Consider the following 25,994-nt stretch of genomic DNA (forward strand, 5'->3'; position numbering starts at 1 on the left):
CTAGCGTCATCGACGTGCCCTCACCTACCCCTTCTACGCCGCGGGTCGCCGTACTCGCCGACTCGGACACCCGGTGGAAATGGGGCGCTTCGACAGCGTACCGAATCCATCCGGAGGCCCGGCTCGACGGCTACCTCCTGCGCGGTCGCGCCACTCCCACGGTCCGCCAGCTCACCGAGATCGGCGCCCGTGCGCAGACGCTGCGCGAGATCCGCGGGATCGACTTCCTCGACCTGATGCGCGCCGACGCCGGATCCGCCGAGCCCTACGACACCGTCGTCCTGTCGCTGGTCGGCGGCGGTGTCCAGGCGATGCTGCACGGACTGGCCCGCGCCTGGGAGGGCACCGACCGCCGCCCCGCCGTCGTCACCGGCTACGTCGGCGTGGTCTACGAGAAGCTCGCCGACGGACTGCTGCTCCGCCACGGCGCGGACGTCGTCCTCGCCAACTCCCGGCACGACGCGGACCGCTTCCGCGAGGTCTACCGCGGCGTCGGCGCCGACGACTCGGCCGTCACCGAATGCGCCCTGCCGTTCCTCGGCGGTGACCGCTACACCGGGGAACACGCCCCGTACACCGTGGTGTTCGCCGCCCAGCCGTCCGTGCCCGACAACCGCGCCGACCGCGCCTACCTGCTGCGCCGCGCCGTCGAGCACGCCCGCACCCACCCCGGGCGGGAGGTGCTGATCAAGCTCCGCAGCAAGCCGGGCGAGCACACCACACACATCGAGGAGCTGCCGTACCAGAAGCTGGCGGCGAAGCTCCCCGGCGGACTGCCCGCCAACTGCCGTCTGGTCTACGGCAACATGGGCGAGGTCCTGGACCGTACCGACCTGATGGTCACGGTCTCCTCGACCGCCGCGCTGGAGTCGCTGCACCGCGGGGTGCCCACCGCCGTCCTCACCGACCTCGGCATCCGCGAGGTCCTCGGCAACCACCACTTCCTCGGCTCCGGCTGCCTCGCCTCCTGGGACGACCTCGACGCCGGACACCGGCCGGCGCCCGACCCCGCATGGCTCGCCCGTCAGGGCGTCTGTGCCGACGGCAGCTATCCGCACGCCTTCGACGCGGTCCGCGAGAAGGTCGCCGCCCTGCGCTCCGCCGGTCCGCTGCCGCCGCTCACGCCGTACTACACACCGCGCACCGCCCCCGGCTACCTCCCCGGCATCCTCGCCCGCTACGGACTGGACAGCCGCGGTGTGCCCGTCGCCGGTTACGGGCCGGAGGGCGGCGAGGCGCCCGGCGGGCTGCGCCGGGTCGCCCGCGACGCGGTCCGCGACGCCGCCCGCGGCGCCTACCGCCACGGCGTCCAGCGCGTCGCCCCCGTCATCCGCCGCTGGGGGCAGCTGTGACCGTTCCGTCCGCCCGTCAGGGGAGCCCGCGCGGCCCCCGGAAGGAGCCCGCCATGCCGCACCGCCCGCCCGTCACCCCGCCCGTCGTGGTGGCCGTCATCCCCGCGCGCGGCGGCTCCAAGGGCGTGCCCGCCAAGAACCTCGCGGCCGTCGGCGGCGTCCCGCTGGTCGCCCGCGCGGTCCGCGCCTGCCGCGCCGGTCGGCTGATCACCGATGTCGTGGTCTCCACCGACGACGACGCCATCGCGGCGGTCGCCCGCGGCGCCGGAGCCGTCGTCGTCCGCCGCCCCGGCGACATCGCCGGGGACACCGCCACCAGCGAAGCCGCCGTACGGCACGCCATGGACGCGTACGAGGCCGAGCACGCGGCCACCGTCGACGCGGTGCTGCTGGTCCAGTGCACCAGCCCGTTCCTCACCCCCGAGGACGTCGACGGGGTCGCCGCCGCCGTCGTCGAGGGCGGCGCCGACACCGCGCTGACCGTCGCCCCCTTCCACGGCTTCGTCTGGCGGGACGCCGACACCATGGCGGAGGCCGCCGGAGCGCTGGACGACGGCGCCCTGGAGACGGCCGTGGACGCCGCCCCGGCCACCGCCCGCCGCGCCACCGCGACCGCCGTCGCCCCCTCCGGCGGCTACGGCGTCAACCACGACAAGTCCTTCCGCCCGCGCCGCCAGGACCGCCCCCAGGACCTGCTGGAGACCGGCGCCGCCTACGCCATGGACAGCGCAGGCTTCCGCGCCGTCGGCCACCGCTTCTTCGGCCGCACCGAGCCGGTCCGCACCGACCCGGCGCGCGTCCTGGAGATCGACGACCCGCACGATCTGGCCCGCGCCCGCGCCCTCGCGCCGCTCCTCGACGGGGCGCAGCCCGCCGCGCTGCCCGGCGCGGACGACATCGACGCGGTCGTCATGGACTTCGACGGCACCCAGACCGACGACCGGGTGCTGATCGACGCGGACGGGCGGGAGTTCGTCTCCGTCCACCGCGGTGACGGCCTCGGCATCGCCGCGCTCCGCCGGGCGGGCCTGAAGCTGCTGATCCTCTCCTCGGAGCAGAACCCGGTGGTCGCCGCGCGCGCCCGCAAGCTCCGTATCCCCGTCCTGCACGGCATCGACCGCAAGGACCTCGCCCTCAAGCAGTGGTGCGAGGAGTCCGGCGTCGCGCCCGAGCGGGTGCTCTACGTCGGCAACGACGTCAACGACCTGCTCTGTTTCGACGTCGTCGGCTGGCCCGTCGCCGTCGCCGGGGCGCACGACGTGGTGCGCGGCGCGGCCCGCGCCGTCACCGCCACACCCGGAGGCAGCGGCGCCGTCCGCGAGATCGCCTCCTGGCTCCTGGGCCCGTCCCTCTGACCACCCGTACCGATCCGCACCGCCGGGCACCGCGCCCGGCACCCACCCACACATGAAGGACCTCCCCATGAGCGGCAACTCCCGCATCCGCACCCTCGGCAACCGCGAGGCCGGTCCCGGCCGTCCCGTCTACGTCACCGGCGAGATCGGCATCAACCACAACGGCGACCTGGAGAACGCGTTCGCGCTGATCGACGCCGCCGCCGACGCCGGCTGCGACGCCGTGAAGTTCCAGAAGCGGACCCCGGAGATCTGCACCCCGCGCGACCAGTGGGACATCGAGCGCGACACCCCCTGGGGCCGGATGACGTACATCGACTACCGCCACCGCGTCGAGTTCGACGAGGAGGGCTACCGCGCGATCGACGAGTACTGCAAGAAGCGGAACATCGCGTGGTTCGCCTCCCCCTGGGACGTGGAGTCCGTCGCCTTCCTGGAGAAGTTCGACGTCCCCTGCTACAAGGTCGCCTCCGCCTCCCTCACCGACGACGAGCTGCTGCGCGCCATGCGCGCCACCGGCCGCACCGTCATCCTGTCGACGGGCATGTCCACCCCGAAGCAGATCCGCCACGCCGTCGAGGTCCTGGGCAGCGACAACATCCTGCTCTGCCACGCCACCTCGACCTACCCGGCGAAGGCGGAGGAGCTGAACCTCCGGATGATCAACACCCTCCAGGACGAGTTCCCGAACGTCCCGATCGGCTACTCCGGCCACGAGACCGGTCTGCAGACCACCCTCGCCGCCGTCGCCCTCGGCGCCACCTTCGTCGAGCGCCACATCACCCTCGACCGCGCCATGTGGGGCTCCGACCAGGCCGCCTCCGTCGAGCCGCAGGGCCTGTCCCGCCTCGTCCGCGACATCCGCACCATCGAGGAGTCCCTCGGCGACGGCGTGAAGAAGGTCTACGAGAGCGAGCTGGGCCCGATGAAGAAGCTCCGCCGCCACGCCGGTGTCGTCGCCGAGGCGGAGGCCGCGGCCCCCGCCGCGGTCTGACCGGCCCAGGGAAAGGGCGGACACCCCCGTGACCGCATCCGACGGCCGCCCCGCCGAGCCGCCCGCGCCCGGCGCGGCGGCCCCGCCCCAGGAGGCGGCGGGCACCCCCCGCCGCCTCCCGGGGGTGCCCCGCCCCCGCGACCGCGCCGCCACCGGCGCCACCGCCCTGCCCCCGGCCACCCTCGCCTTCGTCGAAAGCCCGGTTCAGCTGCTCAACGTGCTGGAGTGGGCCTACGAAGAAGGGGGCACGGGCGGCCCGGACGGCGCCGGGACGCCGGACGCCCCGGCGCGCGCCGCCGCGCCCCCGGTCGCCCCCGGACACGTCTGCGGCCCGCGGACCACCGCCGCCCCGGGGAGCCCGCCCGCCACCGCCCTCACCATCGTCGTCCTCTCCCCGCACGACCCGATGACCCGCGGCCAGCTGCGCCGGATGGCCGAACTCGCCCGCGAGGAGGGGCACTCCGTGCGCTGGGAGGACGCCCGCGGCGGCGCGACCGCCCCGATGCGCACCATCGGCGGCCTCACCCCGCTGCTGCGCCGCGCCCGGCGCATCGTCATCGGCGACCCGTTCTCCCGCTACGTCCAGCTGCTGCTCACCCTCGCCCCCGCCCGCGACCTGGTCGTCGTCGACGACGGCACCGCGACGATGGAGTTCATCGCCCAACTGGCGCGCGGCGAACGGCTGGTGCGCTGGCACCGGCACGGCAGCGGCCGGGGGGCGCGCGATCTGCTCTTCGCGCCGTTCGCCCGGGCCGCGCGCCGCCGCCTCACCCCGGCGCCGGACGGTGGCCGCCGCACCGTCGGCGTCTTCAGCTCCATGCCGGTCGAGGCGCCGCCCGGCGTCCGCATCGCCACCAACGCCTTCGCCTGGACCCGCCGCCGCTTCGGCCCGCCGCGGCTGACCCGCGCCGCCGACATCGTCGGCACCTCCCTCGTCGAGACCGGCGTCGTCGACACCGACCGCTATCTGGCCGCCGTCGCCCGGCTGGCCCGTACGCACGGCGCCACCCGCTACTTCGCCCACCGCCGCGAGCACACCGACAAGCTGCACCGTCTCGCCACCGAGACCGGTCTGGAGGTGGTCCGCCCCGATCTGCCGCTGGAGCTGATCGCCCGCCGCGGACCCATCGGCCGACTGATCGTCAGTTTCCCCTCGACGGTGGTGCACACCCTGCCGCTCGCCCTCGTCGGCACCGGCGTCCGCGTCGCGGTCTGCGACGTCGACCCGACCTGGCTCACCAGCCGCGCCTCGCCCCGCGCCCAGGGCTTCCTGGACGACGTCACCGGCACCGCCCGCGGCGTCGACCGGCTGCCGCCGGGATCCGCCACGGAGGAGCCGCCCCCGGGTGCGGGGTGAGGCGGCGGCCCCGGGGTGCGCGGGCGCTCGGGGCGCGGGCGCGCACGGCGCGAAAACCAAAGGAAATACCCCGCCCCGCGACCATCCATGCGGCGTACCGCTCGAAAATCTTCCCCTGACGGGCTGAACTTTTGTTGATCCAGGGACAGTTGCCCCTTCCGGGACCGTAACCTTCCCGGGGTGAGCCAACTGATGTATCCTGCCGCCGCCCCTGACCCGACCGACCCGCAGGACCTGCTCCCCGGAGCCCTGTCCGAGGCGTTGCACACCGAACTCATCGCCTTCCGCCGCGACCTGCACATGCACCCCGAGCTGGGTAATCAGGAGTTCCGCACCACCGAGGCGCTCCGCAGCCGTCTGGAGGCGGCCGGTCTGCGACCCCGCGTCCTCACCGTCGGCACCGGCCTGATCTGCGACATCGGCACCGACCCGGCGGACATCACCCGCGTCGACGACCCGGCGGACGACGACCCCGACGCCCGCCCGCTGCTGGCCCTGCGCGCCGACATCGACGCCCTGCCCATCCCGGACACCAAGACCGTCGCCTACCGCTCCACCATCCCCGACCGCGCCCACGCCTGCGGCCACGACGTCCACACCACCGTCGTCCTCGGCGCCGGGCTGGTCCTCGCCGAGCTGGCCCGCCGCGGTCAGCTGCCCTACCCGGTCCGGCTGCTCTTCCAGCCCGCCGAGGAGGTGCTGCCCGGCGGCGCCCCCGACACCATCGAGTCCGGTGTGCTGGAGGGCGTCGGCCGGATCCTCGCCGTCCACTGCGACCCGCGCGTCGACGCCGGCCGGATCGGCCTGCGCACCGGCCCGATCACCTCCGCCTGCGACCGCCTGGAGGTCGCCCTCGACGGTCCCGGCGGCCACACCGCGCGCCCGCACCTCACCACCGACCTGGTCACCGCCGCCGCCCGGGTCGCCGTCGACGTCCCCGCCCTCGTCGCCCGCCGCGTCGACGCCCGCTCCGGCCTCGCCGTCACCTGGGGCCGCCTCGACGCCGGGCACGCCTGCAACGTCATCCCGCAGCACGCCGAGATGTCCGGCACGGTCCGCTGCCTCGATCTGGACGCCTGGCGCCGCGCCCCCGACCTCGTCCACGCCGCCATCGACGAGGTCGCCACCCTGCACGGCGCGAAGTCGCAGATCACCTACGTCCGCGGGGTCCCGCCGGTGGTCAACGACGCGGCCTGCGCACAGCTGCTGCACGACGCGATGACCGCCCGCTGCGGCCCCGCCGCCGTCGAGACCACCGAACAGTCCCTGGGCGGCGAGGACTTCTCGTGGTACCTGGAGCACGTCCCCGGCGCCATGGCCCGCCTCGGCGTCCGCCCGCCCGGCAGCAACGACCGCCTCGACCTGCACCGCGGCGACTTCGACGTCGACGAGTCCGCGATCCGCACCGGCGTCGAGCTGTTCACGGCGGCGGCACTCCTGTCCGGGGCGGCCCCGGTCTTCTGAGCCCGCGCCCGCACCGGCCCCCGACGGCTCCCGCACCCCGGGAGCGGCGGGGGCCGTCGCGTTCAGCCCCGCCGGGCGCGCTCCTGGTGGCGGCGGGCCTTGAGCCGGTTGCCGCAGGTCTTCATCGAGCACCGGCGGGCGGTGTTGGCGCGGCTGCGGTCGAGGAGGAAGAGACGGCACTCGTCGTTGCCGCACGGCCGCAGCCGCCCGGGCCGGTGCTCCCGGACGTCGTACCAGGCGAGCACCAACTCCACCGCGAGCCGCCGCTCGGGCGGCAGTACTGCTCCACGGCTTCCCCACCAGCTCCCGCATGTTTCCGACGGCTGATCCCCGAACTCGCCGACCGCTTCCATGTGATCGCCCCCGACCACCTCGGCTTCTGGGCCCCCGTCTGGACCTACGCCCACGCCCCGGGCCCCGCCACCGAACCCGCCGTCCGCGCCGCCCTCGGCCTCGACGCCATCCGCCGGCAGTACCTCCACGGCGTCGACCGGCCCGAACTCGTCGACCCCGACACCTGGACCGCCGACCACCGCGACCTCTCCCGCCCCGGCAACGACCTCGTCCAGCTCGCCCTCTTCCGCGACCACGCCACCCACCCGCCGCTCTCCCCGCAGGTCCACGCCTACTTCCGGCGGAGCCACGTCCCGCTGCTCGCGGTCTGGGGCGCGAACGACGAGATCTTCGGCCCGGACGGCGCCCGCGCCTTCGCCCGGGACCTGCCGGACGCCGAGACCCCTCTCGTCCCCGGCGGCGGCCACTTCCTGCTGGAGAGCCACCCGGACAGCACCGCCGCCACCGTCCGGGGCTTCCTGACCCGAACGGTGGCGGCGGCGCGGTCCTGAGACGGTCTACGGGCCCTGGGCCCGGACCACGGGACCCTGAGCCCGGACGGTCCGGACTACGGGTGGTACTTCTCCGCGACGACCTCCGCGCCGCCGGAGCCGGTGTCCATGGTGACGCGGACGGTCACGCTGTCGGTCTTGGCGGCGGTCTCCAGCTGGTCCACGGTGCAGCGGCGGGTGCCGAAGCCCTCGTTGTCGATGGCGACATTGCCCTCGGAGTCCCCGCAGATGGCCGCCGCGCCGAGGATCTTCGTCGCGTTGGCGACCAGGAACGCCTGGTCCATGCCGCCGCTCTCCGGCTTGACGATCAGCTTGCCGGGCGCGAGGTAGGACAACTTCCCGACCAGCGTCTTCTCACCCGTGTCGGGCTGCTGGTCCGGGGCGGAGTTCCCGTTGTCCGTGGACCCGCCGTTACCGCCCCCGGTCGACCCGCCACCGTTGTCGCCCCCGGTGGCCCCGCCCTCGGCGCCCTCCGGCGTGTGGTGCTCCCCGGCGCCCGCGCTCTTCGGCGTCCCCTGCCCGGCGGACTGCCCCTGCCCCTCGCCCTGCGTCGCCGTCGAGGCGTTCACCTTGCCCGCCCCGGTGTCGCTCTGCCCGCAGGCGGTGACCCCCATCCCGAGCGCCGCCGCGGCGGCCACGGCGAGGGCGATACGGCGGCCGGCGCGGCCACGGAAGCGGTGGGCGGTGGCGGTGATCATCATGAGCTCCGTTGCGGTGTCGTTCGTCTCGCTCCTGGACAACCACCACTTTGGGAGACGGGCTTGGCGTTCCGCTAACAGCTCACTAATACGACGGAGCCGTCCGGCTCACCCTCGGAACTCCCCGCCCTTGACCCCCGCGACGAAGCGCACGAACGCGCTGGTGGGAACGGCCAGAGACGGCCCGTCCGGGTCCTTGGAATCCCGTACGGGGACGACGCCACGGGAGGGGACGAGGTTGGCGGCGATCTCGATGCAGGAGCCTCCGCTCCCGCTGTACGAGGACTTGAACCAGCGCGGCATTGCGTTCGTCACGACGTGCCCCTTCGCTGCTTGTCGGCGTGCTCATGGCTCCGTCTGAGGTTAGGGACCCGACGGCGCCACCGCGAGAGGGCGAACGAAAGCCCCGCCCGGCGCCCTCTGGTCAGAAGGGCCGAACGGGGCTTTCGCCGTACGGGATCCGGCTCAGGCGCGGAACTCTCCGGCCTTGACGCCCGCCACGAAGGACGCGAACGCGGCGGCGGGGACGGCGAGCGACGGGCCCTGCGGAGCCTTCGAGTCGCGGAGGGGAACTATGCCGGTGGCCGCCGCGTGCGCCGGGGCCCACTCGATGCAGGAGCCACCGTTGCCGCTGTAGGAGGACTTGATCCAGGTCAGGGGGAGGGAGTCGGTCGTCACGGGGTGCCCTTTCGCAACTGCTCGATCATGGCCACGGATTCCGCCTGGGAAAGCGCTTCCGCCTGCAGCTGATGGTAGGCCCTCACCAGCGGCAGCACGGACGTGATTTCCCTGTCCAGATGCCCGTTGGTCTGGGACTCCACATAGGACATGACGGAACGGTCGGGCAGCGTCAGCAGGTTCACCAGCTGGTTGAACGGGCGCCGCTCGCCTATGGCATACGGGGCCATCTGGAGCACGGAGTTCGATTGTTCAGCGAACTCAACCAGGCGAGCAAGCTGGCGTTCCATGACCTTCGGCCCGCCGATCAGCCGCCGGACACAGCTCTCGTCCAGCACCACGATCACCATGGGCGGGACGCGCCGAACCAGGGCCGATTGCCGTTCGAGCAGGAATTCCACTCGCTCAGAGGCTTGTTCGGGGGTGAGAGTGCCCCGCCTCACGTTGCCCTCTTCCAGGGCTCTTGCGTACTCCGGCGTCTGGAGCAGTCCAGGGATCGCCCCCACGTCGAACAGCCGTATCTCCGACGCACGCGCCTCGTGAGTGACGTACTCCGGAAAACCCTCCAGCAGGCTGCCGTTGCGGATCTCGCCCCATCCGCGCTCGAACGACTCCGGGGTCCCCGTGAGGCCCAGCGCCGCGTCAAGACTGCGCGAAAACCGCAGAGTCGGAGGCTTGCGACCGGTTTCGATCGCCGAGATGTGCCTCCCCGAGTAACCGACGACCTCGGCGAGATCGTCCTGCTTCCAGCCGCGTGCTTCGCGAGCACTGCGGACGCGTGCGCCGAAGGCCGCTTGCGGGCTTGCCTCGGGATTCAGAGCCTTGATGTTGACCAACGTGCTCTCCGTTTCCGGAACGTTGAAGACGACCAGCCGCTAGGCCACTCTAAGTCCCTCCAGTAGCGGAACGGCTACGGAGAGGAGCGGCTATGCCTGTCAGGATTGTCGGGATTACCGGACGCGGCTTCATGGAGTACGAGGGCCTCGCCAGGGCCCGCGCCACCCCGCGCTCCGGGGGTGACCTGCGATGACGGGCGGCGGTGCCGAAATCCGGTGCGAGAGACGCCCATTCGGCCCCGACGTCACCGCGTCACACGTCCCGGGCACCGTTCGAACGATCTCGCCCCCGCTCGCCGAAGATCCCTGGAGCTAGCCATGCACGGAACCCCCGCGGACCGGTCCGCGGCCACCTCGCACCTCACCGACACCGACCCGGCCCACCACGTCCGCATCCTGCCGTGGACCGCCGACGGCAAACTCTGTGTCCTCAGCACCAGCGGCCCGGGCAGCTTCCTCTCCCGCCTAGCCGACAGCCTCGAAGAGACCCAACTAGCAGCCGGTCGCCAGACGTTGGACCAGGCACACGCCGTACTCTCCGACCCGATGTCCCCCTACGGAGAGTTGCGCTACGCCGGTATCCGCCTAGCCGAATGCCTACGAGACGCCTTGTACGTCGCCGAGTCCCGAGGACTACGAATGACGGACCCGGACGAGGAAGACCCGGACAGCGAAGAACCGGCGGATCCGACCGACCCGCCGGTGTGACCTGCGGGGCGAGCCTCCGGTTCTCACTCCCTCATTTGTCCGGAAAAGGGGGAGGAAGGGGAGTGATCGTCAGAGATGCATATGATCACGCCGGGCGTGGTTCCGGGTGGCCGCGACGGTGACGGGCGCGCCCCTCATGTCCTTGCCGTGTCGCAGGACGACGCGGTGGAGCTGACCTTCGGTCCCGTCGGGAAGCCCGGCGCGCCGTTCTGTCGTCGGTCACACGCAAGGAATCATGAACCACCGCTGGAAAACCAGAGCCGCGGCCTTTCTGCTGGCATTGTCCGTTCTCTTCACGGGAGCCATGGGGCAGGCGGCGGCAGCCGAACCGAAGCCCACCCGCTCGGTGCTGGAGAAATGTGAAGGTCTGCCCCTCCGGGAGAAGCTGTCCTGTCTGAAGGATCAGGTCAAGGGCGACCTCTCCAGGAAGGCGGGACTCCTGGAGATTTATCTGCTCGTGCTCGCGGAGCACGAATGGCACACGGAGTCCAAGAAAGCCTTCCCGGAGCTTTACGAGAAGTCGCAGCAGCTGAAAAAGCTCACGGCGTCCCTCGTCAAGGTGAAGGCCGAAGATTTCGAGGACCCGGAGGTCGGGGCTCTGCTGGTTGCCACTCAACAGCAATCCGTCAAGAGCCTGCAGATCACGTTCGAAGCCTTCACCGATATCGCCTACACCTCGGCGCAGCTGGTGAAGGCGATGTCCGACCTCATGGTCCTGATGGCGCCGGTGGTCAAGGGTGCCGCGGACATTGTCACCGACCCGGAGGTGAACGCGGCACTCGGCCAGATCAATTCCGGTTTCGACCGGATGGATCATGCCCTGGACGGGCTGAATGCTGATGTCGGCCGCATGAACAAGGCCGTGAATCAGATGAATGTCGCCCTGGACCAGGCGAATTCGGCCGTCGCCGAGATGAACCGCGGACTGGATCAGATGAACCAGGGCGTGGACCGGATGAATGCCGGCCTGGGGCGGATGAACAAGGCCATCGACCAGGCGAACGCCGCGATGGACCAGATCAACCACGCCCTTTCCGGCGCCAACGACGGCGTCGGGCAGGCCAACGAGGGCGTCACGGGAATGGGTAAGGCCCTCGACGGTCTGCACAAGGCGCTCAAGGGCGTCGGCGGCGGCGTCTTCAAGGATCTGGACCTCTCCGGCGTCGGCGACTACGTCCGGGGCGGGCCCAAGGCACAGGACGACAAGGTCAGGCAGGCCGTCGTCTCCGCGGTCGCGAACCTGATCCCCGGCGTGGGCGACGCGAAGGGTGTCATGGAAGCCCTGACCGGCAAGGACACGGTGACCGGCGACGCCCTGTCGCCCGCCGACCGGGTTCTCGGGGCGGTCATTCTTCTGCGCTGGGTGAAGGCGGGGAAGACGGGCGTCAAGGTCGAAGAACTGCTCAAGGCCGTAAAGAACGAGAAGTCGTTCAACCGGATCGGGAACGTCCGGTGGGGGAGAGGCGGGGGCGGTACGACCGTTCTCGGGGATTCCTACAAGACGCCGGTGACGGACGATCTGCGGGAGCTGGTGAACCCCGGAGGCGGAAAGGCGAATTGCCGCGCCTGCGTCCTCGGCGTTGAAAGGGCCCTGGACGGTGCTCCTGCCGCGGCCCTCCCGGAGCTGGGGCGTGGCTCTCTCGCCTCGGTCGAGAAGTATTTTCCGGGAAAGCGATTCGTCAACCGGTCGCTTTCCAATATCGTCAAGGACATCAAGGGTGCGGGCGACGGTGCGCGCGGCATCGTCTACGGCGCGGATCCGGACGGCGGCCATGTTTTCAACGTGATCAATCGCGGCGGTGACGTGGTATTTTTGGACGCCCAGAGCGGACATGCCGCCCCCGCGGGTTACAGCAACTACCAGTTCATGAGGACGAAATGACGAGCAGAGCCGAAGCGCTGAAGGCGGCGGAGCAGCTCCTCGCGCGGGAAACGGGACCTTATGATCCGGTCCTCGTGATCGACGGTGAGCGGGTGCGGGAAAAGGACGGGACTCTCATCGTTCCTTTCAACGGCGAGGAATACCTGAAGACCCGTAACCCCCGGGACATGCTGCTCGACTGCTGGCCGATCCTGGTGGACCTCACCACCGGTCGGGCCCGTATGGGGACCATCGGGGAAAGGGATTTCTGGCGGGAGTGAGCGCTCCCCGGGAGGCGGCCCGCCGACCCGCGGACCCGTCGGCGGGCCGATGTGCGAGGAGTACCGCCCACCCGCGGCACTCCTCGCGGCCGTTCCGCGCCGCCTCCCCGCCGGACGCCGCCCCGGCCCTCCGCCCCCTGGCCGCCGCCCCGCGCCACCCCTTCACGACGAATCGATAACGGCACCGCCGTAGAGGGTTTTGCGCCATGTCTACGCGCGTTAATCTCCCGCTAAGCCGGAGCCACAGGGGGCTCCGGGAGCGAAGGGAAGGCCCCGTGCGTCGGGTCACCAGGATTGCCGCCGCGGCCAGCGCCACCGTGGTTCTCGCGCTCACCGCCACCGCGTGCGGGCAGAGCTTCGCCGAGGCGAATCGCGCCAAGCACGCGGGCGTCGGGCTCGCCTTCGACATCGGTGGCCGGGACGACCACTCGTTCAACGAGGCGGCCGCGCGGGGCACGGAGAACGCCCGGAAGGATCTCGGCGTCAACGTCAAGATGCTGACCGCGAAGAACGGTGAGACCGAGGCCGACCGCGAGCAGCGGCTCTCGTCGTTCGCGGAGGCCGGGTACAACCCCGTCATCGGCGTCGGCTTCGCGTACAGCCAGTCGGTGCAGAACGTCGCGAAGGACTTCCCGGAGACGACGTTCGGCGTGGTCGACGCGGTGCCGACGGGCAAGAACGTCGACGCGATGGTCTTCGCCGAGCACGAGGGCTCGTATCTGGCGGGCGTCGCCGCGGCGCTGAAGAGCAAGTCCCACAAGGTCGGCTTCATCGGCGGCGTCAACAACGCGCTGATCCAGAAGTTCCAGGCCGGATTCGAGCAGGGGGTGCGCGCCACCGACCCGAAGGCCAAGGTCGTCTCGCAGTACCTCTACCCGAACAACGACAAGGGCTTCAACGACCCGGCGGCGGCGAAGGCCAAGGCTTCCGGGATGCTCGACAGCGGCATCGACGTGATCTACTCCGCGGCCGGTCAGTCCGGCGCCGGGTCCATCGAGGCGATCAGCAAGCGCAAGGGCGCCTGGGCGATCGGGGTCGACTCCGACCAGTACCAGCAGGCGGGCCTCGCGAAGTACCGCGACTGCATCCTCACGTCCGTCGTGAAGAACGTCGACGTGGCCGTGTACGACCTGATCAAGAGCGTCGAGGACGGGAAGCCGCTGACCGGCATCCACGCCTACGACCTCAAGAAGAACGGCGTCAAGCTCGCCACGTCCGGCGGCTTCATCAAGGACATCCAGCCGCAGATCGACGCGGCCCGGAAGAAGATCGTCGAGGGCAAGGTGAAGGTCAAGGAGACGCCGTAGCCCGGGACGGCACCGTCCCGGCGGCCCGGCCAGGGCCCCGGGGGCTGAGCCGCGCCCCTTCGTGACCCTCGCGCGTCACACCCGCCCCTTCCGCTCCTTCATCCCCGAGGGGAGTGCGCCATCAACGCAGCACCCACGAGCAGCGCCCCGGCCCGGCCGGACGCCCCTGCCGTAGAACTCCGCGGAATCACCAAACGGTTCCCGGGCGTCGTCGCCAACCACGACATCCACCTCACCGTCCGCCGCGGCACCGTCCACGCCCTCTGCGGCGAGAACGGCGCCGGGAAGTCCACCCTGATGAAGATCCTCTACGGCATGCAGAAGCCGGACGAGGGCACCATCGCGCTGGACGGCACCGAGACCGCGCTGAACACCCCGGGCGACGCCATCGCCCACGGCATCGGCATGGTCCACCAGCACTTCATGCTCGCCGACAACCTCACCGTCCTGGAGAACACCGTCCTGGGCGCCGAGAAGCTGCACGGCATCGGCGGGCGCGCCCGCACGAAGATCATGGAGATCTCCGACGCGTACGGCCTCGCCGTCCGGCCCGACGTCCTCGTCGAGGACCTCGGCGTCGCCGACCGGCAGCGCGTGGAGATCCTCAAGGTCCTCTACCGCGGCGCCCGCACCCTCATCCTCGACGAGCCGACCGCGGTCCTCGTCCCGCAGGAGGTCGACGCGCTCTTCGCCAACCTGCGGGAGCTGAAGTCCGAGGGCCTGACCGTCATCTTTATCTCGCACAAGCTGGGCGAGGTGCTGTCGGTCGCCGACGACATCACCGTCATCCGCCGCGGCACCACCGTCGCCTCCGTCGCACCGGACGAGACCACGCCCAAGCAGCTCGCCGAGCTGATGGTCGGCAGCGAACTGCCCTCGCCCGAGACCCGCGAGTCGACCGTCACCGACGAGCCGATGCTCCAGGTCGACGGGTTGCACCTGTCGGCCACCGACTCCGACGGCGTGGTCCGTACCGTCCTCGACGGCATCGGCCTCACCATCCACAAGGGCGAAGTCCTCGGCGTCGCCGGGGTGGAGGGCAACGGCCAGGCCGAACTGGTCGAGGCGATCATGGGGACCCGCACCCCCGACCGCGGCACCGTCACCCTCGACGGCGCCGATCTGTCGGGCACCTCCACCCGCCGCCGCCGCGAGGGCGGCATCGGCTACGTCCCCGAGGACCGCCACCGCCACGGTCTGCTGCTCGAGGCGCCGCTGTGGGAGAACCGTATCCTCGGCCATGTCACCGAACGCCCCAACAGCAAGGGCAAGCTCCTCGACCCGGCCGGTGCCCGCAAGGACACCGCGCGGATCGTCGAGGAGTACGACGTGCGCACCCCCGGCATCGAGGTCACCGCCGCCTCGCTCTCCGGCGGCAACCAGCAGAAGCTGATCGTCGGCCGCGAGATGAGCCACCACCCCAAGCTCCTGATCGCCGCGCACCCCACCCGAGGGGTCGACGTCGGCGCGCAGGCGCAGATCTGGGAGCAGATCCGCACGGCCCGCCGTGAGGGCCTGGCCGTGCTGTTGATCTCCGCCGATCTGGACGAGCTGATCGGCCTGTCCGACACCCTGCGGGTGATGTACCGGGGCCGGCTGGTCGCGGACGCGGATCCCGCCGTGATCACCCCGGAGGAGTTGGGCTCCGCCATGACCGGTGCCGCCAGCGGCCACCTCACCGCGGACGGGGACGCCGACACCGGCCGTCCGGCGTCCGCCGAGACCGAGCCGAACGGCGGTGACCAGGCATGACCGCCGCCAAGCTGCCCGCAGCGGGCGGTGCGCGGAGCGCCACCCGCGACAAGGTGATCCTCGCCCTCGCCGCCCCGCTGCTCGCCGTCGTCGCCGCGATAGTGATCAGCTCGCTGGTCTTCCTGGCGTCCGGCGAGAACCCGTTCCGCGCGTACGGGATCATGGCCGATTACGGCCACTACAGCGACAGCCAGGTCTGGATCGTCAACAAGGCGGTCCCGTACTACCTGTCGGCGCTCGCGGTCGCCATCGGCTTCCGGATGAACCTCTTCAACATCGGCGTCGACGGCCAGTACCGCCTCGCGGCGTTCGCCGCCGCGGCGGTCGGCGGTTCGCTGGTGCTGCCCGGCGCGCTCCAGATCGTGCTGCTCATCCTGATCGCGATGCTGGTCGGCGCCGTCTGGTCCGGGATCGCCGGACTGCTGAAGACCACCCGCGGGGTCAGCGAGGTGATCACCACGATCATGCTGAACTCCATCGCGGCGTCGGTCATCGGCTACTTCCTCCAGGACGGCCGTCTCGCGATCAAGGACGGCAACCTCCTGCACACCAAGTTCCTGCCGGAGTCCAGCCACTTCTTCTCCTTCCCGACCCACCCCAAGCCGGTCTACGGCTTCGTGGTGATCGCGGTGATCGCCGGAGCCCTCTACTGGTTCCTGCTCTCCCGCACCCGCTTCGGCTTCGACCTGCGGGCCGTCGGCGCCTCCGAACCGGCCGCCGAGGCCAGCGGCGTCAGCGTCAAGCGGATGATCGTCATCTCGATGCTGCTCTCCGGCGCCGCCGCCGGTCTGGTCGGCATGCCCACCCTGCTCGGCGAGTCCTTCCAGTACGGCACCGACTTCCCGGCGGGCATCGGCTTCACCGGCATCGCCATCGCCCTGCTCGGCCGCAACCACCCGGTCGGCATGGCCTTCGGCGCGCTGCTCTGGGCCTTCCTCGACCGCACCGGCTCCCGCCTGGAGTTCGAGGGCTACGCCCAGGAGATCGTCGGCGTCATCCAGGGCGTCATCGTGCTCTGCGTCGTCATCGCGTACGAGCTGGTGCGCCGCTACGGGCTCCGGCTCCAGCAGCGCAAGGTCGGCGAGGAACTGGCCGCGGCGGCCCGGGCGACGGGCGGGGCGACCGGCAACAACGACAAGTCGGAGGTGTCGGCGTGAGCGCGGACCTCAAGCCCGCGGCGCAGCCCGCCGCGGCCACCGCGAAGGGCGGGCGGCGCAAGCTGACCTACCCCTGGATCCTGCTGATCCTCGCGGTCGCCCTGCTCGCCGTCTCCGGGCTGCGGGCCCTGACCGGCACCGCGGACCTCACCTCCACCGGCCAGTTCGGCGCCGCGCTCTCCGCCGCCGTACCGATCGGCCTCGCCGGTCTGGGCGGCCTCTGGTCGGAGCGGGCCGGGGTGGTCAACATCGGCCTCGAAGGCATGATGATGCTCGGCTCGTTCGCCGCCGGGTGGATCGGCTGGCAGCACGGGCCGTGGGCGGCGGCCGCCGCGGGCATCGTCGGCGGCGCGCTCGGCGGACTGGTCCACGCGGTCGCCACCGTCACCTTCGGCGTCGACCACATCGTCTCCGGTGTCGCCATCAACATCCTGGCGCTGGGGGCCACCCAGTACCTCGCCACCCTCTGGTTCGGCCAGGAGGGCAGCGCGGCGCAGGCGGCGGGCGGCAACGACAAGCAGTCGCCGCCGATGCCCGACATGCCGACGTTCACCGTCCCGGGGCTCTCCGACTGGCTGAACTCGATCGAGGCGCACCACTGGTTCTTCGTCTCCGACCTCGCCGGGATCCTCGGCGCGGCCGTCACCAACGTCTCCTGGCTCACCCTCGGCACCCTCGGCCTCTTCGTCGCCACCTTCTACCTGCTGTGGCGCTCGTCGTTCGGTCTGCGGCTGCGCTCCTGCGGTGAGGCGCCGCTGTCGGCGGAGTCGCTGGGTGTCAACGTCTACGCGTACAAGTACGCGGCGGTGCTGGTCTCCGGCGCGCTCGCCGGGCTCGGCGGCGCGTTCCTCTCCATCGGCGTGCACTTCTACCAGGACGGCCAGACCGGCGGTCGCGGCTACATCGGCCTCGCCACCATGATCTTCGGCAACTGGCGGCCGGGCGGCGTCGCGATGGGCGCCGGGCTCTTCGGCTTCATGGACGCGATGCAGCTGCGCAGCGGCGGCCCCACCGTCCACGCGCTGCTGCTCGGCCTCGCCGCGCTGCTCGCCGTCCTCGCCCTGTTCCGGCTGCGCGCCGCCAAGCGGGCCCAGGCGGCGGTCGCCGCCGTCGTCGCCGTGGCGCTGGTGGTCTGGTACGCCGTCGCCGATACGGTGCCGCTGGAGCTGGTCGAGGCCAGCCCGTACATCGCCACCCTGCTGGTCCTCGCGCTCTTCTCACAGCGGCTGCGGCCGCCGAAGGCGGGGGGCCGGCCCTACCGTCGAGGACAGGGCGCATGACCTCACAGGAGCCGGTCGACTGGACCGCTCTGCGCGCGCGGGCCCGGGACGCGATGTCCCGGGCCTACGCCCCGTACTCCGGGTATCCCGTAGGGGCCGCGGCGCTCGTCGACGACGGGCGGACGGTCACCGGCTGCAATGTCGAGAACGCCTCGTACGGCCTCGGGCTGTGTGCCGAATGCGGCCTGGTCTCGGCGCTGTTCGCCACGGGCGGCGGCCGTCTCACGGCGTTCACCTGCGTCGATGCGGCGGGTGAGCTGCTGGTGCCGTGCGGGCGCTGCCGTCAGCTGCTGCACGAGCACGGCGGCCCCGAGCTGCTGGTCGACACCGCGTCCGGCATCCGCCCGCTCGCCGAACTGCTGCCGGATCCGTTCGGACCGCACCATCTGGTCGGCTGAGGCCGGTTGACGCGCCGGGCCGCCTCGGGGACACGCGCCCGGGGCGGCTCCGGGTTTTCTCCGGGGTGTTTCCGGGACGGCTCGGGGGCGCCCCGGAGCGTGCGTACGGGGCGCCCCGGCCGCGGGCCCGGTGGCGTCCGGGGCGGTGTGCGCCGGGGGATCCGGACCGGTCCCGGCGGGCCGTGCCGGTCCGTCGTACCGGCGCACGCGGCCCCGGGCGCCGTTCCGCGCCATCCGCCCTCGCCCCGGCCGTTCTATGCGTGTAGAAAAAGGGATAACCGTTCGAAAGGAAGTCTCCATGGACGTCATCTCCGTCATCCGCACCAAGCGGGACCGCGGTGAGCTGACCGCCGATCAGATCGACTGGGTCATCGGCGCCTACACCCGCGGCGAGGTCGCCCACGAGCAGATGTCGGCCCTGGCCATGGCGATCTTCCTCAACGGCATGAACCGCACGGAGATCGCCCGCTGGACCGCCGCGATGATCAACTCCGGTGAGCGGATGGACTTCTCCTCACTGACCCGCCCCACCGCCGACAAGCACTCCACCGGCGGCGTCGGCGACAAGATCACTCTGCCGCTCGCCCCGCTCGTCGCCGCCTGCGGCGCCGCCGTCCCGCAGCTCTCCGGACGCGGCCTGGGCCACACCGGCGGCACCCTCGACAAGCTGGAGGCCATCCCCGGCTGGCGCGCCCAGCTCTCCAACCCCGAGATGCTGGACGTGCTGCGCGACGTCGGCTCCGTCATCTGCGCCGCCGGTGACGGGCTCGCCCCCGCCGACAAGAAGCTCTACGCGCTGCGCGATGTCACCGGCACCGTCGAGGCGATCCCGCTCATCGCCTCCTCGATCATGTCCAAGAAGATCGCCGAGGGCACCGGCTCCCTCGTCCTGGACGTCAAGGTCGGCTCCGGCGCGTTCATGAAGAACCTCGACGACGCCCGCGAACTCGCCGCCACCATGGTCGAGTTGGGCACCGACCACGGCGTCCGCACCACCGCCCTCCTCACCGACATGGCCACCCCGCTCGGCCTCACCGCGGGCAACGCCCTGGAGGTCCGCGAATCCGTCGAGGTGCTGGCGGGCGGCGGCCCCCGCGACGTCGTCGACCTCACCCTGGCGCTCGCCCGGGAGATGCTGGACGCGGCCGGACTGCCCGACGCCGACCCGGCCAAGGCGCTCGCCGACGGCTCCGCCATGGACCACTGGCGCCGCATGATCCTCGCCCAGGGCGGCGACCCGGACGCGCCGCTGCCCGTCGCCCACGAGCAGCACACCGTCACCGCCACCTCCACCGGCATCCTCACCGAACTGGACGCCTACGCCGTCGGGCTCGCCGCCTGGCGGCTGGGCGCGGGCCGGGCCCGCAAGGAGGACCCGGTGCAGGCCGGTGCCGGGGTCGAGATCCACGCCAAGCCGGGCGACTTCGTCGCCGCCGGACAGCCGCTGCTCACCCTGCACACCGACACCCCCGAGAAGCTGCCCTACGCCCTCGAAGCCCTCGACGACCAGGTCGTCGTCGGCCCCGCCGACACCACCTTCGCGGCCACGCCGGTGGTACTGGAACGGATCGGCTGAGGCGGAGCGGGCGGGCCCGGAGGCGCGGACGGTCGGCGCCCCCGGGCCCGCTTCGCGCCCCGGGCCCGCCCGCGGGATCGCTCAGCGCTCAGCAGTGCACCCGGGGCGGCAACCCCCGCCCGTCCGCGGGCCGGTCCCGGTACGTCTCCGTCACGAACTCCAGGAACGCCCGGACGTCGCGCGCGTTCGACGGGGCGCCCAGCGACACCCGCACCGCACCGCCGAACGGCAACCCCAGCGCCCGTACGTAGTCGTCGACCGTGTCCGCACCGCGGTGGCCCGCCGCCTCCAGCGCGGCACGGGGTATCCCGAAGGCGGACTCGCCCGCGCCCGGGTTGCAGAAACAGCCGGTACGGAGCGAGATGCCGCGGGCGGCGCTGTCCCGGGCGACGGCCCGCTCGTCGAGGACCGTGCCGTCCGGGGCGAGCAGATGCAGGGCGACGGTGCCGCCCCGCATCAGGGTGGTCTCCGGCCCGAACAACCGCACCATCGGCGCGCCGTTGCCGTGCCGCAGCGCCCGCAGTCCGTCCAGGAGGCGGGCGGTGAGCGCCGTGACATGGTCGTGGACCGCGTCGATCCCGACGGCTTCCAGCCACTCCAGGCCGGTGGCGATGTCCGGGATGCTGAGGTAGTTGAGGGTGCCGTCCTCGAAGGCGCTCTCGTCGTCGGTCATCCGGTGCCAGCCGCCCCGGGCGCTGGCGACCTGGACCGTACCGCCGGAGAACCACGGCCGCCGCAGCGCCGCCAGCGACTCCCGCCGGGCGACGAGCGCGCCGAGCCCGGTCGGATAGCCGAAGACCTTGTACCAGCTCAGCGCCACGAAGTCGGGGTGCACCCGGCTCAGGTCGAGGCGGTTGGTCGGCAGATGGGCGGCGGCGTCCAGTAGCACCCGCCAGCCGCGCCCGCGCGCCCGCCCGATCCAGTCGAGCGGATGCCGTACGCCGGTGAAATTGCTCTGCGCCGGATAGGCGAACAGCCGGGGCGCGCCGTCCGCGTCCGCCTCGCCGAGCGCGCGGTCCACCTCCGCCTCGGACATCCGCAACTCCCGCCCGGCGAACGGGATGTACCGAACGGAGGCGCCGCCCGCGGTGGCGAACGACCGCAGCCCGACGACGGAGTTGTGGTTGTCCAGCGTCAGCGTCAGCCGCCCGCCGGGCGCGAACGGGAACGCCTCGCCGACCAGACGGCAGGCGCCGGTGGCGTTGGCGGTGAAGACGACGGCGTACTCGGCGGGATCGGCCCGCAGATACCGCAGCACCGCCGCGCGGGCCCGCTCCACCAGCGCGGTGGAGGCGGCGGAGGCGGGGCTGACGGAGTGCGGGTTGCCGAAGCAGCCGCCGGTGATCCGCTCGGCGTGCTCCCGCAGTCTGCTGCGGGCCGGGAGCCCGGCGCCCGCGTGGTCGAGATAGAGGTGGCCCTGCTCGTCGAGGTACCCGAATTCGGTGGCGCGCAGTGCGTCGAGGCCCTGTGCGGGGGGTGCAGAGAGGGCAATGGCATCGGACATGATCTCTCTTCGAACGAAAAATGGCAGGAAGGGGCGGAGCGCCCGGATCCACGGGTTTGCGCCCGCTTCCAAAGTACGCCCGTTCATGGCTCAACAACCCTTCACAGAAGGGGAATTAGGGGTCATCCCGGAGAGATTTGGGGGTCGCGCCCGAACGCCCCCGACACACCGGCGCCCGACCGCCGGAACCGGAACCCCACCCGTCGCCGGAGACCACCGCCGCCCGTCCGCCGCCCCTGCCGCCCGCCGCGCCGAAAATGCCGGAACGTATCGGCTGACCTGCGGTTTCCCGTTCGGGTGAAGGGTGTCTGTGGACGAGGCGAGGCCCGGTTCGGCATGCTGGGATCGGTGACGTACCGATAGAGGAGACCGCCATGAGCGCACTCACCGTCGACCACACTCCGGACCATGATCGCGAGTGGGACGACACCGTCCGTATCTGGGAACAGACGGACGCACCGGAGGGCTGCAAGGTGGAGATCATCGAGGGGATCGTCACCGTGTCACCGCCGCCGGACGGCATGCACAACGCCATCGCAGATGAGCTGGCCGAGAGCCTGTACGCGGGCAAGCCCAAGGAATGGGGGATCTACCAGACGCTCGGCGTCGCCGTGCCGTCGCGGCGGGGGATGTACGTCCCGGACCTGGTCATCGCGCCGAAACAACTGGTCAGGAACGATTCGGGGGGCTGCCTTCCGGCTGCCGCATGTGAACTCCTCGTAGAGATCACCTCCCGGTCGAATGCGGCACACGACCGGATCAGCAAGGCCGCAGGCTATGCGCGGGCGGGTGCTCCGCTCTACCTGCTCATCGACAGGTGGGCTCCGGCCGGGCCGACCATCACGCTCTTCGGCGAACCGAAGAACGAGGTCTACCGCACCCTGAGCATGGTCAAGTTCGGGGAACCGCTCGACCTGCCGGAGCCGTTCGGCCTCACCCTCGACACCTCCAGCTTTCTGCCCGACTGATCCGCCCCATGACGAAGGGCCCGCCCCACCAGGACAGGTGGTGGGGCGGGCCCTCCGGGTTCAGGGGGCGGTTACGCGGCCTTCTGGAGGCGCAGGATCCGCTGTTCGGCCAGGGCTTTGCGGGTGGCGTAGAGGGTGATCGAGGCGGCGGCGACCATCGCCAGCAGCCCGAGGACGACGGTGCCGTCCCAGCCCGCCGCGTGGAAGGCGACCGCGCCGAGCGCACCGCCGACGCTGCTGCCCGCGTAGTACGCGCACTGGTACAGCGCGGACGCCTGGGCGCGGGCCGTCCTGGCGGCGCGGCTGACCGAGGACGAGGCGACCGCGTGCCCGGCGAAGAAACCGGCGGTGATCAGGATCAGCCCGGCCAGCACCCCGGCGACCGCGTCGGAGAGGGTCAGCAGCAGCCCGGTCGCCGTCGTGCCGACCGCCAGGTAGAGCGCACCGCGGCGGCCCATCCGGCCGACCAGCTTGCCCGCCGCCGCGGAGGAGACCGTACCGACCAGGTAGACCAGGAAGATCGAACCGACGATGCCCTGCGGCAGGTTGAAGGGTTCGGAGACCAGGCGGTAGCCGATCACCGTGTAGACCGCGCCGAAGACCGTCATGAAGAGCGCGCCGATGCCGTACAGCCGCCGCAGCAGCGGGTCGGCGAGGTGGGTGCCGAGGGTACGGGCGAGGGCGCGCGGGCCGACCGCGCGGGGCGCGAAGTGGCGGGCGCGGGGCACCAGCACCCGGAAGACCACCGCGCAGACCACGGCCATCAGCCCGACCGCGGCGAGCGCCGCCCGCCAGCCCCACGCCTGGGCGACCCAGCCGGTGACGATCCGGCCGGACATCCCGCCGATGCTGTTGCCCGCCACGAACAGCCCGATCGCACCGACCAGCGCCCGCGGACGGACCTCCTCCGCGAGGAACGCCATCGCCGACGCGGGCAACCCCGCCAGCGCCACGCCCTGTGCGACACGGAGCACGATCAGCCAGCCCAGCGAGGGGGCGAACGGGACGAGCAGGGCGAGCAGCGCGGCGACGGTCAGCGAGGCGGTCATCATCGTGCGGCGGCCGAAGCGCTCGGAGACCGCGCTGAGCGGGATCACCGCGAGGGCCAGTCCGAAGGTGGCGCCGGAGACCGTCCAGCTCGCCTGGTCCGGCGAGACGTGCAGGGACGCGGAGATCGCGGGGAGCAGCGCCTGCGTCGAGTACAGCAGTGCGAAGGTGGCGAGCCCCGCGGCGAAGAGGGCGAAGCTCATCCGGCGGTAGCCGGGGCCGCCCGGGTGCAGCTTGGCCGCGTCGGGGTCGACGGCGGCGGCCACGGAGGAGGAGTCGGGGGACGGCAGGGGAGAGGCGACCGCACGGGTGGTGGCGGTCGCCCCGGTATCAGCGGGAGGCATGGTGCGAACGTAGGCCGTCCGCGTTTTATGCGTCCAATGCATGGAAACGCCATAATCGATGTGATGACGTATGACAGCAGCTCAGCGAGGGCTGTGTCACCGCTTCGCAACAGAAAAGACATGCTGGGCGGGCGGCGGAAGGAGGCCGGACGGTGGCGAAGGAGCAGGCACGGGGGCGGACCGGGGGAGCGGGCGCCGGGTCCGGGCGGACGTCCGGCGCGGCACACCGGGCCACCGGGCGGCGGGCCCCGGGCCGTCCGTCCGACGGCGGATCCCGGGCCGCCGCCCCGACCGCCGGTGCGCCCGGCGCCTCCCGCGTCCCCGCCGAGGCGCCCGACGGCGTCGACGTCGGCGACGGCTCGTGGGCCCTCGCGCTCGCGCCCCGCCTCGCGCAGTTCACCGCGGTCGCCCGGTACGAGCACGTCACCCGCGCCGCACAGGAGCTGGGGATGCCGCAGCCGACGCTCAGCCGGGCGCTGGTGCGGCTGGAGGACGAGTTGGGCGTCGCGCTCTTCGCCCGCCACGGGCGCACCCTCTCGCTCACCCCGGCGGGCCGCGCCTTCCGCGACCAGGCGGAGAAGACGCTCGCCGATCTGGACCGCGCCACCGAGGACGTCCGCGCCGACGCCGACCCCGCCGCCGGAAAGGTCGCCTTCGGCTTCCTCCACACCCTCGGCTCCGAGACCGTCCCCGGGCTGCTGCGCACCTTCCGCGCCGACCACCCCCGGGTCCGCTTCCAGCTCGTCCAGAACCACGGCGAGGCGATGATCGAGCGGCTGCGCGTGGGCGACCTCGACCTCTGTCTGACCTCGCCGGTGCCCGACTACCCGGACCTCGTCGCCCGCCGCCTCGACGAACAGAAGCTGCGGCTCGTCGTCCCCGACGACCACCCGCTCGCCGTCCGCAAGCGGATCCGGCTGGCCGAGGCGGCGAACGAACTCTTCGTCACCCTGGAGCCGGGCTACGGGCTGCGCCGGATCACCGACGCGCTCTGCGCCGAGGCGGGGTTCGCGCCGCGGATCGCGTTCGAGGGGGAGGAGGCGGAGACGCTGCGCGGGCTGGTCGCCGCCGGGCTCGGGGTGGCGCTGCTGCCGCCGCCCGCGGTGCCCCGCCCCGGCGTCGCCGAGCTGACCGTCACCGCGCCCCGGGCGGTCCGCGAGATCGGCGTCGCCTGGCTCGACGGCCATCCGGACACCCCGCCGGTCGCCGCCTTCAAGAAGTTCCTGCTCAGCCGCCGCGGACTGCTGCTGCGGTGACCCGCCGACCCTCCTGAGAACGGGAAGAGTCGGGGCGTCCGGCCGCTACCGCCGCAGCGACGCCCCGAACCCGGCGGCCAGCGGCATCCGCAGCCCCAGCGGCGGCGGCGCGGCCATCGCGTCCTGCACCGGGCGGGCGAAGTCCTGCGCGAAGAGCGCGCCGAGCAGGAAGTCGACGGCCAGCGCATGGACCTCGGAACGGTGCTGGAGCAGCGCATGGCCGTCGGAGTGCACCTCGAACCGGCAGGTGTCCCGATTGATCTTCTTGGCCCGCTCGGCGTACCGGTACGACAGCTCGGGATCGGTGCGGCGGTCGTTCGTGCCGTGGACCAACAGGACGTGACGGCCCACGAGTTGCTTGACCGGATCGGCCGCCCGGCGCGCCGGACCGTCCCCGGGCGCCTCCGCCTCGGACGCCTCCGCGCCCTCCGGACCGGTCCCGTCCGCGGCGTCCGCGGAGCCGCCGTCCGCGTCCGGTTCCGGGAACCACGGCGCCAGCCCCAGCACCGCGCCGACGGCCGGATGGCCCGCCGCGTGCAGCGCCGCCCGCGCCCCCATCCCCGCGCCGACCAGGCAGACGGGCACGTCACCGTAGCGGCGGACGACCTCCGCCACCGCCCAGGCGGCGTCCCGCGCCGGATCCGCCGCGCCGCCGTTCCAGCCGCGGTGGCGGTAGCGCACCACATGGGCGGTGAGCCCCTCGGCGCGCCCCGCGCGGGCCAGCCGCCCGGCGAGCGGCCGGACCGCGAGCGCCGACAGCGGCGACGGACGTCCCGTGCCGTCCGGGGAGCCGTCCGGCAGTAACAGCGCCACCCCGCTCACCGAACGCCCGGACCTGCCCGCACCGCTGCGCAGCGCGGCGCGGGCCCCCTCGTCACCGGACGCTCCCAGCGGTTTTCCCAGCCGGGCGTCGCGCGCCGGCAGTGCTTGCTGAGCCATGACCAGAACGATGGCAGATCGTGGCGAGGGGGCCACC

The 25,994-nt window shown here is 72.2% G+C and carries 23 protein-coding genes and 2 pseudogenes; 17 read left to right on the plus strand and 8 right to left on the minus strand.

Features of this window, described 5'->3' with window-relative positions; genetic code table 11:
* Positions 1-14: 14 nt before the first annotated feature.
* From IF23_RS0117405 to IF23_RS0117425, 5 genes are all read left to right on the plus strand, one after another.
* Entirely contained in the window at positions 15-1,352 is a 1,338-nt protein-coding gene (locus IF23_RS0117405) for a DUF6716 putative glycosyltransferase (protein ID WP_030284647.1), read from the plus strand.
* Positions 1,353-1,405: 53 nt separating this feature from the next.
* Positions 1,406-2,707 carry an acylneuraminate cytidylyltransferase gene (locus IF23_RS0117410; protein ID WP_030284649.1) on the plus strand — a complete coding sequence of 434 codons (1,302 nt, stop codon included), beginning with the start codon at positions 1,406-1,408 and terminating at the stop codon, positions 2,705-2,707.
* A gap of 67 nt (positions 2,708-2,774) precedes the next feature.
* Positions 2,775-3,701: an N-acetylneuraminate synthase family protein gene (locus IF23_RS0117415; protein WP_030284651.1), complete on the plus strand. Its 927-nt coding sequence runs from the start codon at positions 2,775-2,777 to the stop codon at positions 3,699-3,701.
* Between the two features lie 28 nt (positions 3,702-3,729).
* A complete protein-coding gene (locus IF23_RS0117420) occupies positions 3,730-5,058 on the plus strand; it encodes a hypothetical protein (RefSeq protein ID WP_425423848.1) in 1,329 nt (442 codons plus the stop codon).
* Positions 5,059-5,250: 192 nt separating this feature from the next.
* Positions 5,251-6,522 carry an amidohydrolase gene (locus IF23_RS0117425; RefSeq protein WP_030284655.1) on the plus strand — a complete coding sequence of 424 codons (1,272 nt, stop codon included), beginning with the start codon at positions 5,251-5,253 and terminating at the stop codon, positions 6,520-6,522.
* A 62-nt stretch (positions 6,523-6,584) separates the two neighbouring features.
* On the opposite strand, the pseudogene IF23_RS0117430 reads toward IF23_RS0117425, so the two are convergent.
* Positions 6,585-6,797, minus strand: a pseudogene (locus IF23_RS0117430) (CGNR zinc finger domain-containing protein); the annotation flags it as partial.
* On the opposite strand from IF23_RS0117430, the pseudogene IF23_RS31325 reads away from it, so the two are divergent.
* Positions 6,782-7,367, plus strand: a pseudogene (locus tag IF23_RS31325) (alpha/beta fold hydrolase); the annotation flags it as partial. The pseudogenes IF23_RS0117430 and IF23_RS31325 overlap by 16 nt on opposite strands.
* Positions 7,368-7,423: 56 nt before the next feature.
* Here the strand turns inward: IF23_RS31325 and IF23_RS0117440 are convergent.
* The 4 genes from IF23_RS0117440 to IF23_RS0117455 all read right to left on the minus strand — a co-directional run bounded on the left by IF23_RS0117440 (position 7,424) and on the right by IF23_RS0117455 (position 9,579).
* Complete coding sequence (locus IF23_RS0117440) at positions 7,424-8,065, minus strand: hypothetical protein (RefSeq protein WP_030284658.1); 642 nt, start codon at positions 8,063-8,065, stop codon at positions 7,424-7,426.
* 108 nt (positions 8,066-8,173) lie between these two features.
* Positions 8,174-8,380: a DUF397 domain-containing protein gene (locus IF23_RS0117445; RefSeq protein ID WP_030284660.1), complete on the minus strand. Its 207-nt coding sequence runs from the start codon at positions 8,378-8,380 to the stop codon at positions 8,174-8,176.
* Between the two features lie 150 nt (positions 8,381-8,530).
* Positions 8,531-8,743, minus strand: a complete 213-nt coding sequence (locus IF23_RS0117450) for a DUF397 domain-containing protein (protein ID WP_030284662.1) — start codon at positions 8,741-8,743, stop codon at positions 8,531-8,533.
* Positions 8,740-9,579, minus strand: coding sequence for a helix-turn-helix domain-containing protein (locus tag IF23_RS0117455; RefSeq protein ID WP_030284664.1), 840 nt, complete (start codon positions 9,577-9,579; stop codon positions 8,740-8,742). Before IF23_RS0117455 ends, IF23_RS0117450 begins: the two co-directional genes overlap by 4 nt.
* A 318-nt stretch (positions 9,580-9,897) precedes the next feature.
* Here IF23_RS0117455 and IF23_RS0117465 point away from each other — a divergent pair, with 318 nt between their 5' ends.
* From IF23_RS0117465 to IF23_RS0117505, 9 genes are all read left to right on the plus strand, one after another.
* A complete protein-coding gene (locus tag IF23_RS0117465; protein ID WP_245655011.1) occupies positions 9,898-10,287 on the plus strand; it encodes a hypothetical protein in 390 nt (129 codons plus the stop codon).
* A 235-nt stretch (positions 10,288-10,522) separates the two neighbouring features.
* Positions 10,523-12,169: a toxin glutamine deamidase domain-containing protein gene (locus IF23_RS0117470; RefSeq protein ID WP_078654048.1), complete on the plus strand. Its 1,647-nt coding sequence runs from the start codon at positions 10,523-10,525 to the stop codon at positions 12,167-12,169.
* The gene (locus tag IF23_RS0117475; RefSeq protein ID WP_030284670.1) at positions 12,166-12,429 is read left to right on the plus strand and encodes a YrhB domain-containing protein; all 264 of its coding nucleotides are present in this window, start codon (positions 12,166-12,168) and stop codon (positions 12,427-12,429) included. Before IF23_RS0117470 ends, IF23_RS0117475 begins: the two co-directional genes overlap by 4 nt.
* A 275-nt stretch (positions 12,430-12,704) precedes the next feature.
* Positions 12,705-13,736: a BMP family lipoprotein gene (locus IF23_RS0117480; protein WP_030284672.1), complete on the plus strand. Its 1,032-nt coding sequence runs from the start codon at positions 12,705-12,707 to the stop codon at positions 13,734-13,736.
* A gap of 120 nt (positions 13,737-13,856) precedes the next feature.
* The gene (locus tag IF23_RS0117485; RefSeq protein WP_078654049.1) at positions 13,857-15,488 is read left to right on the plus strand and encodes an ABC transporter ATP-binding protein; all 1,632 of its coding nucleotides are present in this window, start codon (positions 13,857-13,859) and stop codon (positions 15,486-15,488) included.
* A complete protein-coding gene (locus IF23_RS0117490) occupies positions 15,485-16,645 on the plus strand; it encodes an ABC transporter permease (RefSeq protein ID WP_030284676.1) in 1,161 nt (386 codons plus the stop codon). Before IF23_RS0117485 ends, IF23_RS0117490 begins: the two co-directional genes overlap by 4 nt.
* Positions 16,642-17,925, plus strand: coding sequence for an ABC transporter permease (locus IF23_RS0117495; RefSeq protein ID WP_030284678.1), 1,284 nt, complete (start codon positions 16,642-16,644; stop codon positions 17,923-17,925). Before IF23_RS0117490 ends, IF23_RS0117495 begins: the two co-directional genes overlap by 4 nt.
* Positions 17,922-18,323 (plus strand): cytidine deaminase, encoded by a 402-nt coding sequence (locus tag IF23_RS0117500; RefSeq protein ID WP_030284681.1) that lies wholly within the window; start codon positions 17,922-17,924, stop codon positions 18,321-18,323. Before IF23_RS0117495 ends, IF23_RS0117500 begins: the two co-directional genes overlap by 4 nt.
* Before the next feature lie 298 nt (positions 18,324-18,621).
* Entirely contained in the window at positions 18,622-19,899 is a 1,278-nt protein-coding gene (locus tag IF23_RS0117505) for a thymidine phosphorylase (protein WP_030284682.1), read from the plus strand.
* An 88-nt stretch (positions 19,900-19,987) separates the two neighbouring features.
* Here IF23_RS0117505 and IF23_RS0117510 read toward each other — a convergent pair whose 3' ends face one another.
* Positions 19,988-21,403 carry an aminotransferase class V-fold PLP-dependent enzyme gene (locus tag IF23_RS0117510; protein WP_051739663.1) on the minus strand — a complete coding sequence of 472 codons (1,416 nt, stop codon included), beginning with the start codon at positions 21,401-21,403 and terminating at the stop codon, positions 19,988-19,990.
* A gap of 374 nt (positions 21,404-21,777) precedes the next feature.
* On the opposite strand from IF23_RS0117510, the gene IF23_RS0117515 reads away from it, so the two are divergent.
* Positions 21,778-22,371 (plus strand): Uma2 family endonuclease, encoded by a 594-nt coding sequence (locus IF23_RS0117515; protein WP_030284686.1) that lies wholly within the window; start codon positions 21,778-21,780, stop codon positions 22,369-22,371.
* Positions 22,372-22,442: 71 nt separating this feature from the next.
* Here IF23_RS0117515 and IF23_RS0117520 read toward each other — a convergent pair whose 3' ends face one another.
* Positions 22,443-23,762 carry an MFS transporter gene (locus IF23_RS0117520; protein WP_030284688.1) on the minus strand — a complete coding sequence of 440 codons (1,320 nt, stop codon included), beginning with the start codon at positions 23,760-23,762 and terminating at the stop codon, positions 22,443-22,445.
* Between the two features lie 152 nt (positions 23,763-23,914).
* On the opposite strand from IF23_RS0117520, the gene IF23_RS0117525 reads away from it, so the two are divergent.
* Positions 23,915-25,018, plus strand: coding sequence for a LysR family transcriptional regulator (locus IF23_RS0117525; protein WP_245655012.1), 1,104 nt, complete (start codon positions 23,915-23,917; stop codon positions 25,016-25,018).
* Between the two features lie 45 nt (positions 25,019-25,063).
* Here IF23_RS0117525 and IF23_RS0117530 read toward each other — a convergent pair whose 3' ends face one another.
* Positions 25,064-25,957, minus strand: coding sequence for an alpha/beta hydrolase family protein (locus tag IF23_RS0117530; RefSeq protein WP_030284692.1), 894 nt, complete (start codon positions 25,955-25,957; stop codon positions 25,064-25,066).
* Between the last annotated feature and the right edge of the window lie 37 nt (positions 25,958-25,994).

It is taken from the genome of Streptomyces catenulae (genome assembly GCF_000718015.1).
Lineage (GTDB): Bacteria > Actinomycetota > Actinomycetes > Streptomycetales > Streptomycetaceae > Streptomyces > Streptomyces catenulae.

Bases quoted from the DNA above. Each gene is read 5' to 3' on its own strand.
- IF23_RS0117425 (WP_030284655.1), top strand. From the start codon at position 5,251: ATGTATCCTGCCGCCGCCCCTGACCCGACCGACCCGCAGGACCTGCTC.
- IF23_RS0117510 (WP_051739663.1), bottom strand. From the start codon at position 21,403: ATGTCCGATGCCATTGCCCTCTCTGCACCCCCCGCACAGGGCCTCGAC.
- IF23_RS0117520 (WP_030284688.1), bottom strand. From the start codon at position 23,762: ATGCCTCCCGCTGATACCGGGGCGACCGCCACCACCCGTGCGGTCGCC.
- IF23_RS0117470 (WP_078654048.1), top strand. From the start codon at position 10,523: ATGAACCACCGCTGGAAAACCAGAGCCGCGGCCTTTCTGCTGGCATTG.
- IF23_RS0117505 (WP_030284682.1), top strand. From the start codon at position 18,622: ATGGACGTCATCTCCGTCATCCGCACCAAGCGGGACCGCGGTGAGCTG.
- IF23_RS0117530 (WP_030284692.1), bottom strand. From the start codon at position 25,957: ATGGCTCAGCAAGCACTGCCGGCGCGCGACGCCCGGCTGGGAAAACCG.
- IF23_RS0117515 (WP_030284686.1), top strand. From the start codon at position 21,778: ATGAGCGCACTCACCGTCGACCACACTCCGGACCATGATCGCGAGTGG.
- IF23_RS0117490 (WP_030284676.1), top strand. From the start codon at position 15,485: ATGACCGCCGCCAAGCTGCCCGCAGCGGGCGGTGCGCGGAGCGCCACC.
- IF23_RS0117440 (WP_030284658.1), bottom strand. From the start codon at position 8,065: ATGATCACCGCCACCGCCCACCGCTTCCGTGGCCGCGCCGGCCGCCGT.
- IF23_RS0117475 (WP_030284670.1), top strand. From the start codon at position 12,166: ATGACGAGCAGAGCCGAAGCGCTGAAGGCGGCGGAGCAGCTCCTCGCG.
- IF23_RS0117410 (WP_030284649.1), top strand. From the start codon at position 1,406: ATGCCGCACCGCCCGCCCGTCACCCCGCCCGTCGTGGTGGCCGTCATC.
- IF23_RS0117415 (WP_030284651.1), top strand. From the start codon at position 2,775: ATGAGCGGCAACTCCCGCATCCGCACCCTCGGCAACCGCGAGGCCGGT.
- IF23_RS0117465 (WP_245655011.1), top strand. From the start codon at position 9,898: ATGCACGGAACCCCCGCGGACCGGTCCGCGGCCACCTCGCACCTCACC.
- IF23_RS0117500 (WP_030284681.1), top strand. From the start codon at position 17,922: ATGACCTCACAGGAGCCGGTCGACTGGACCGCTCTGCGCGCGCGGGCC.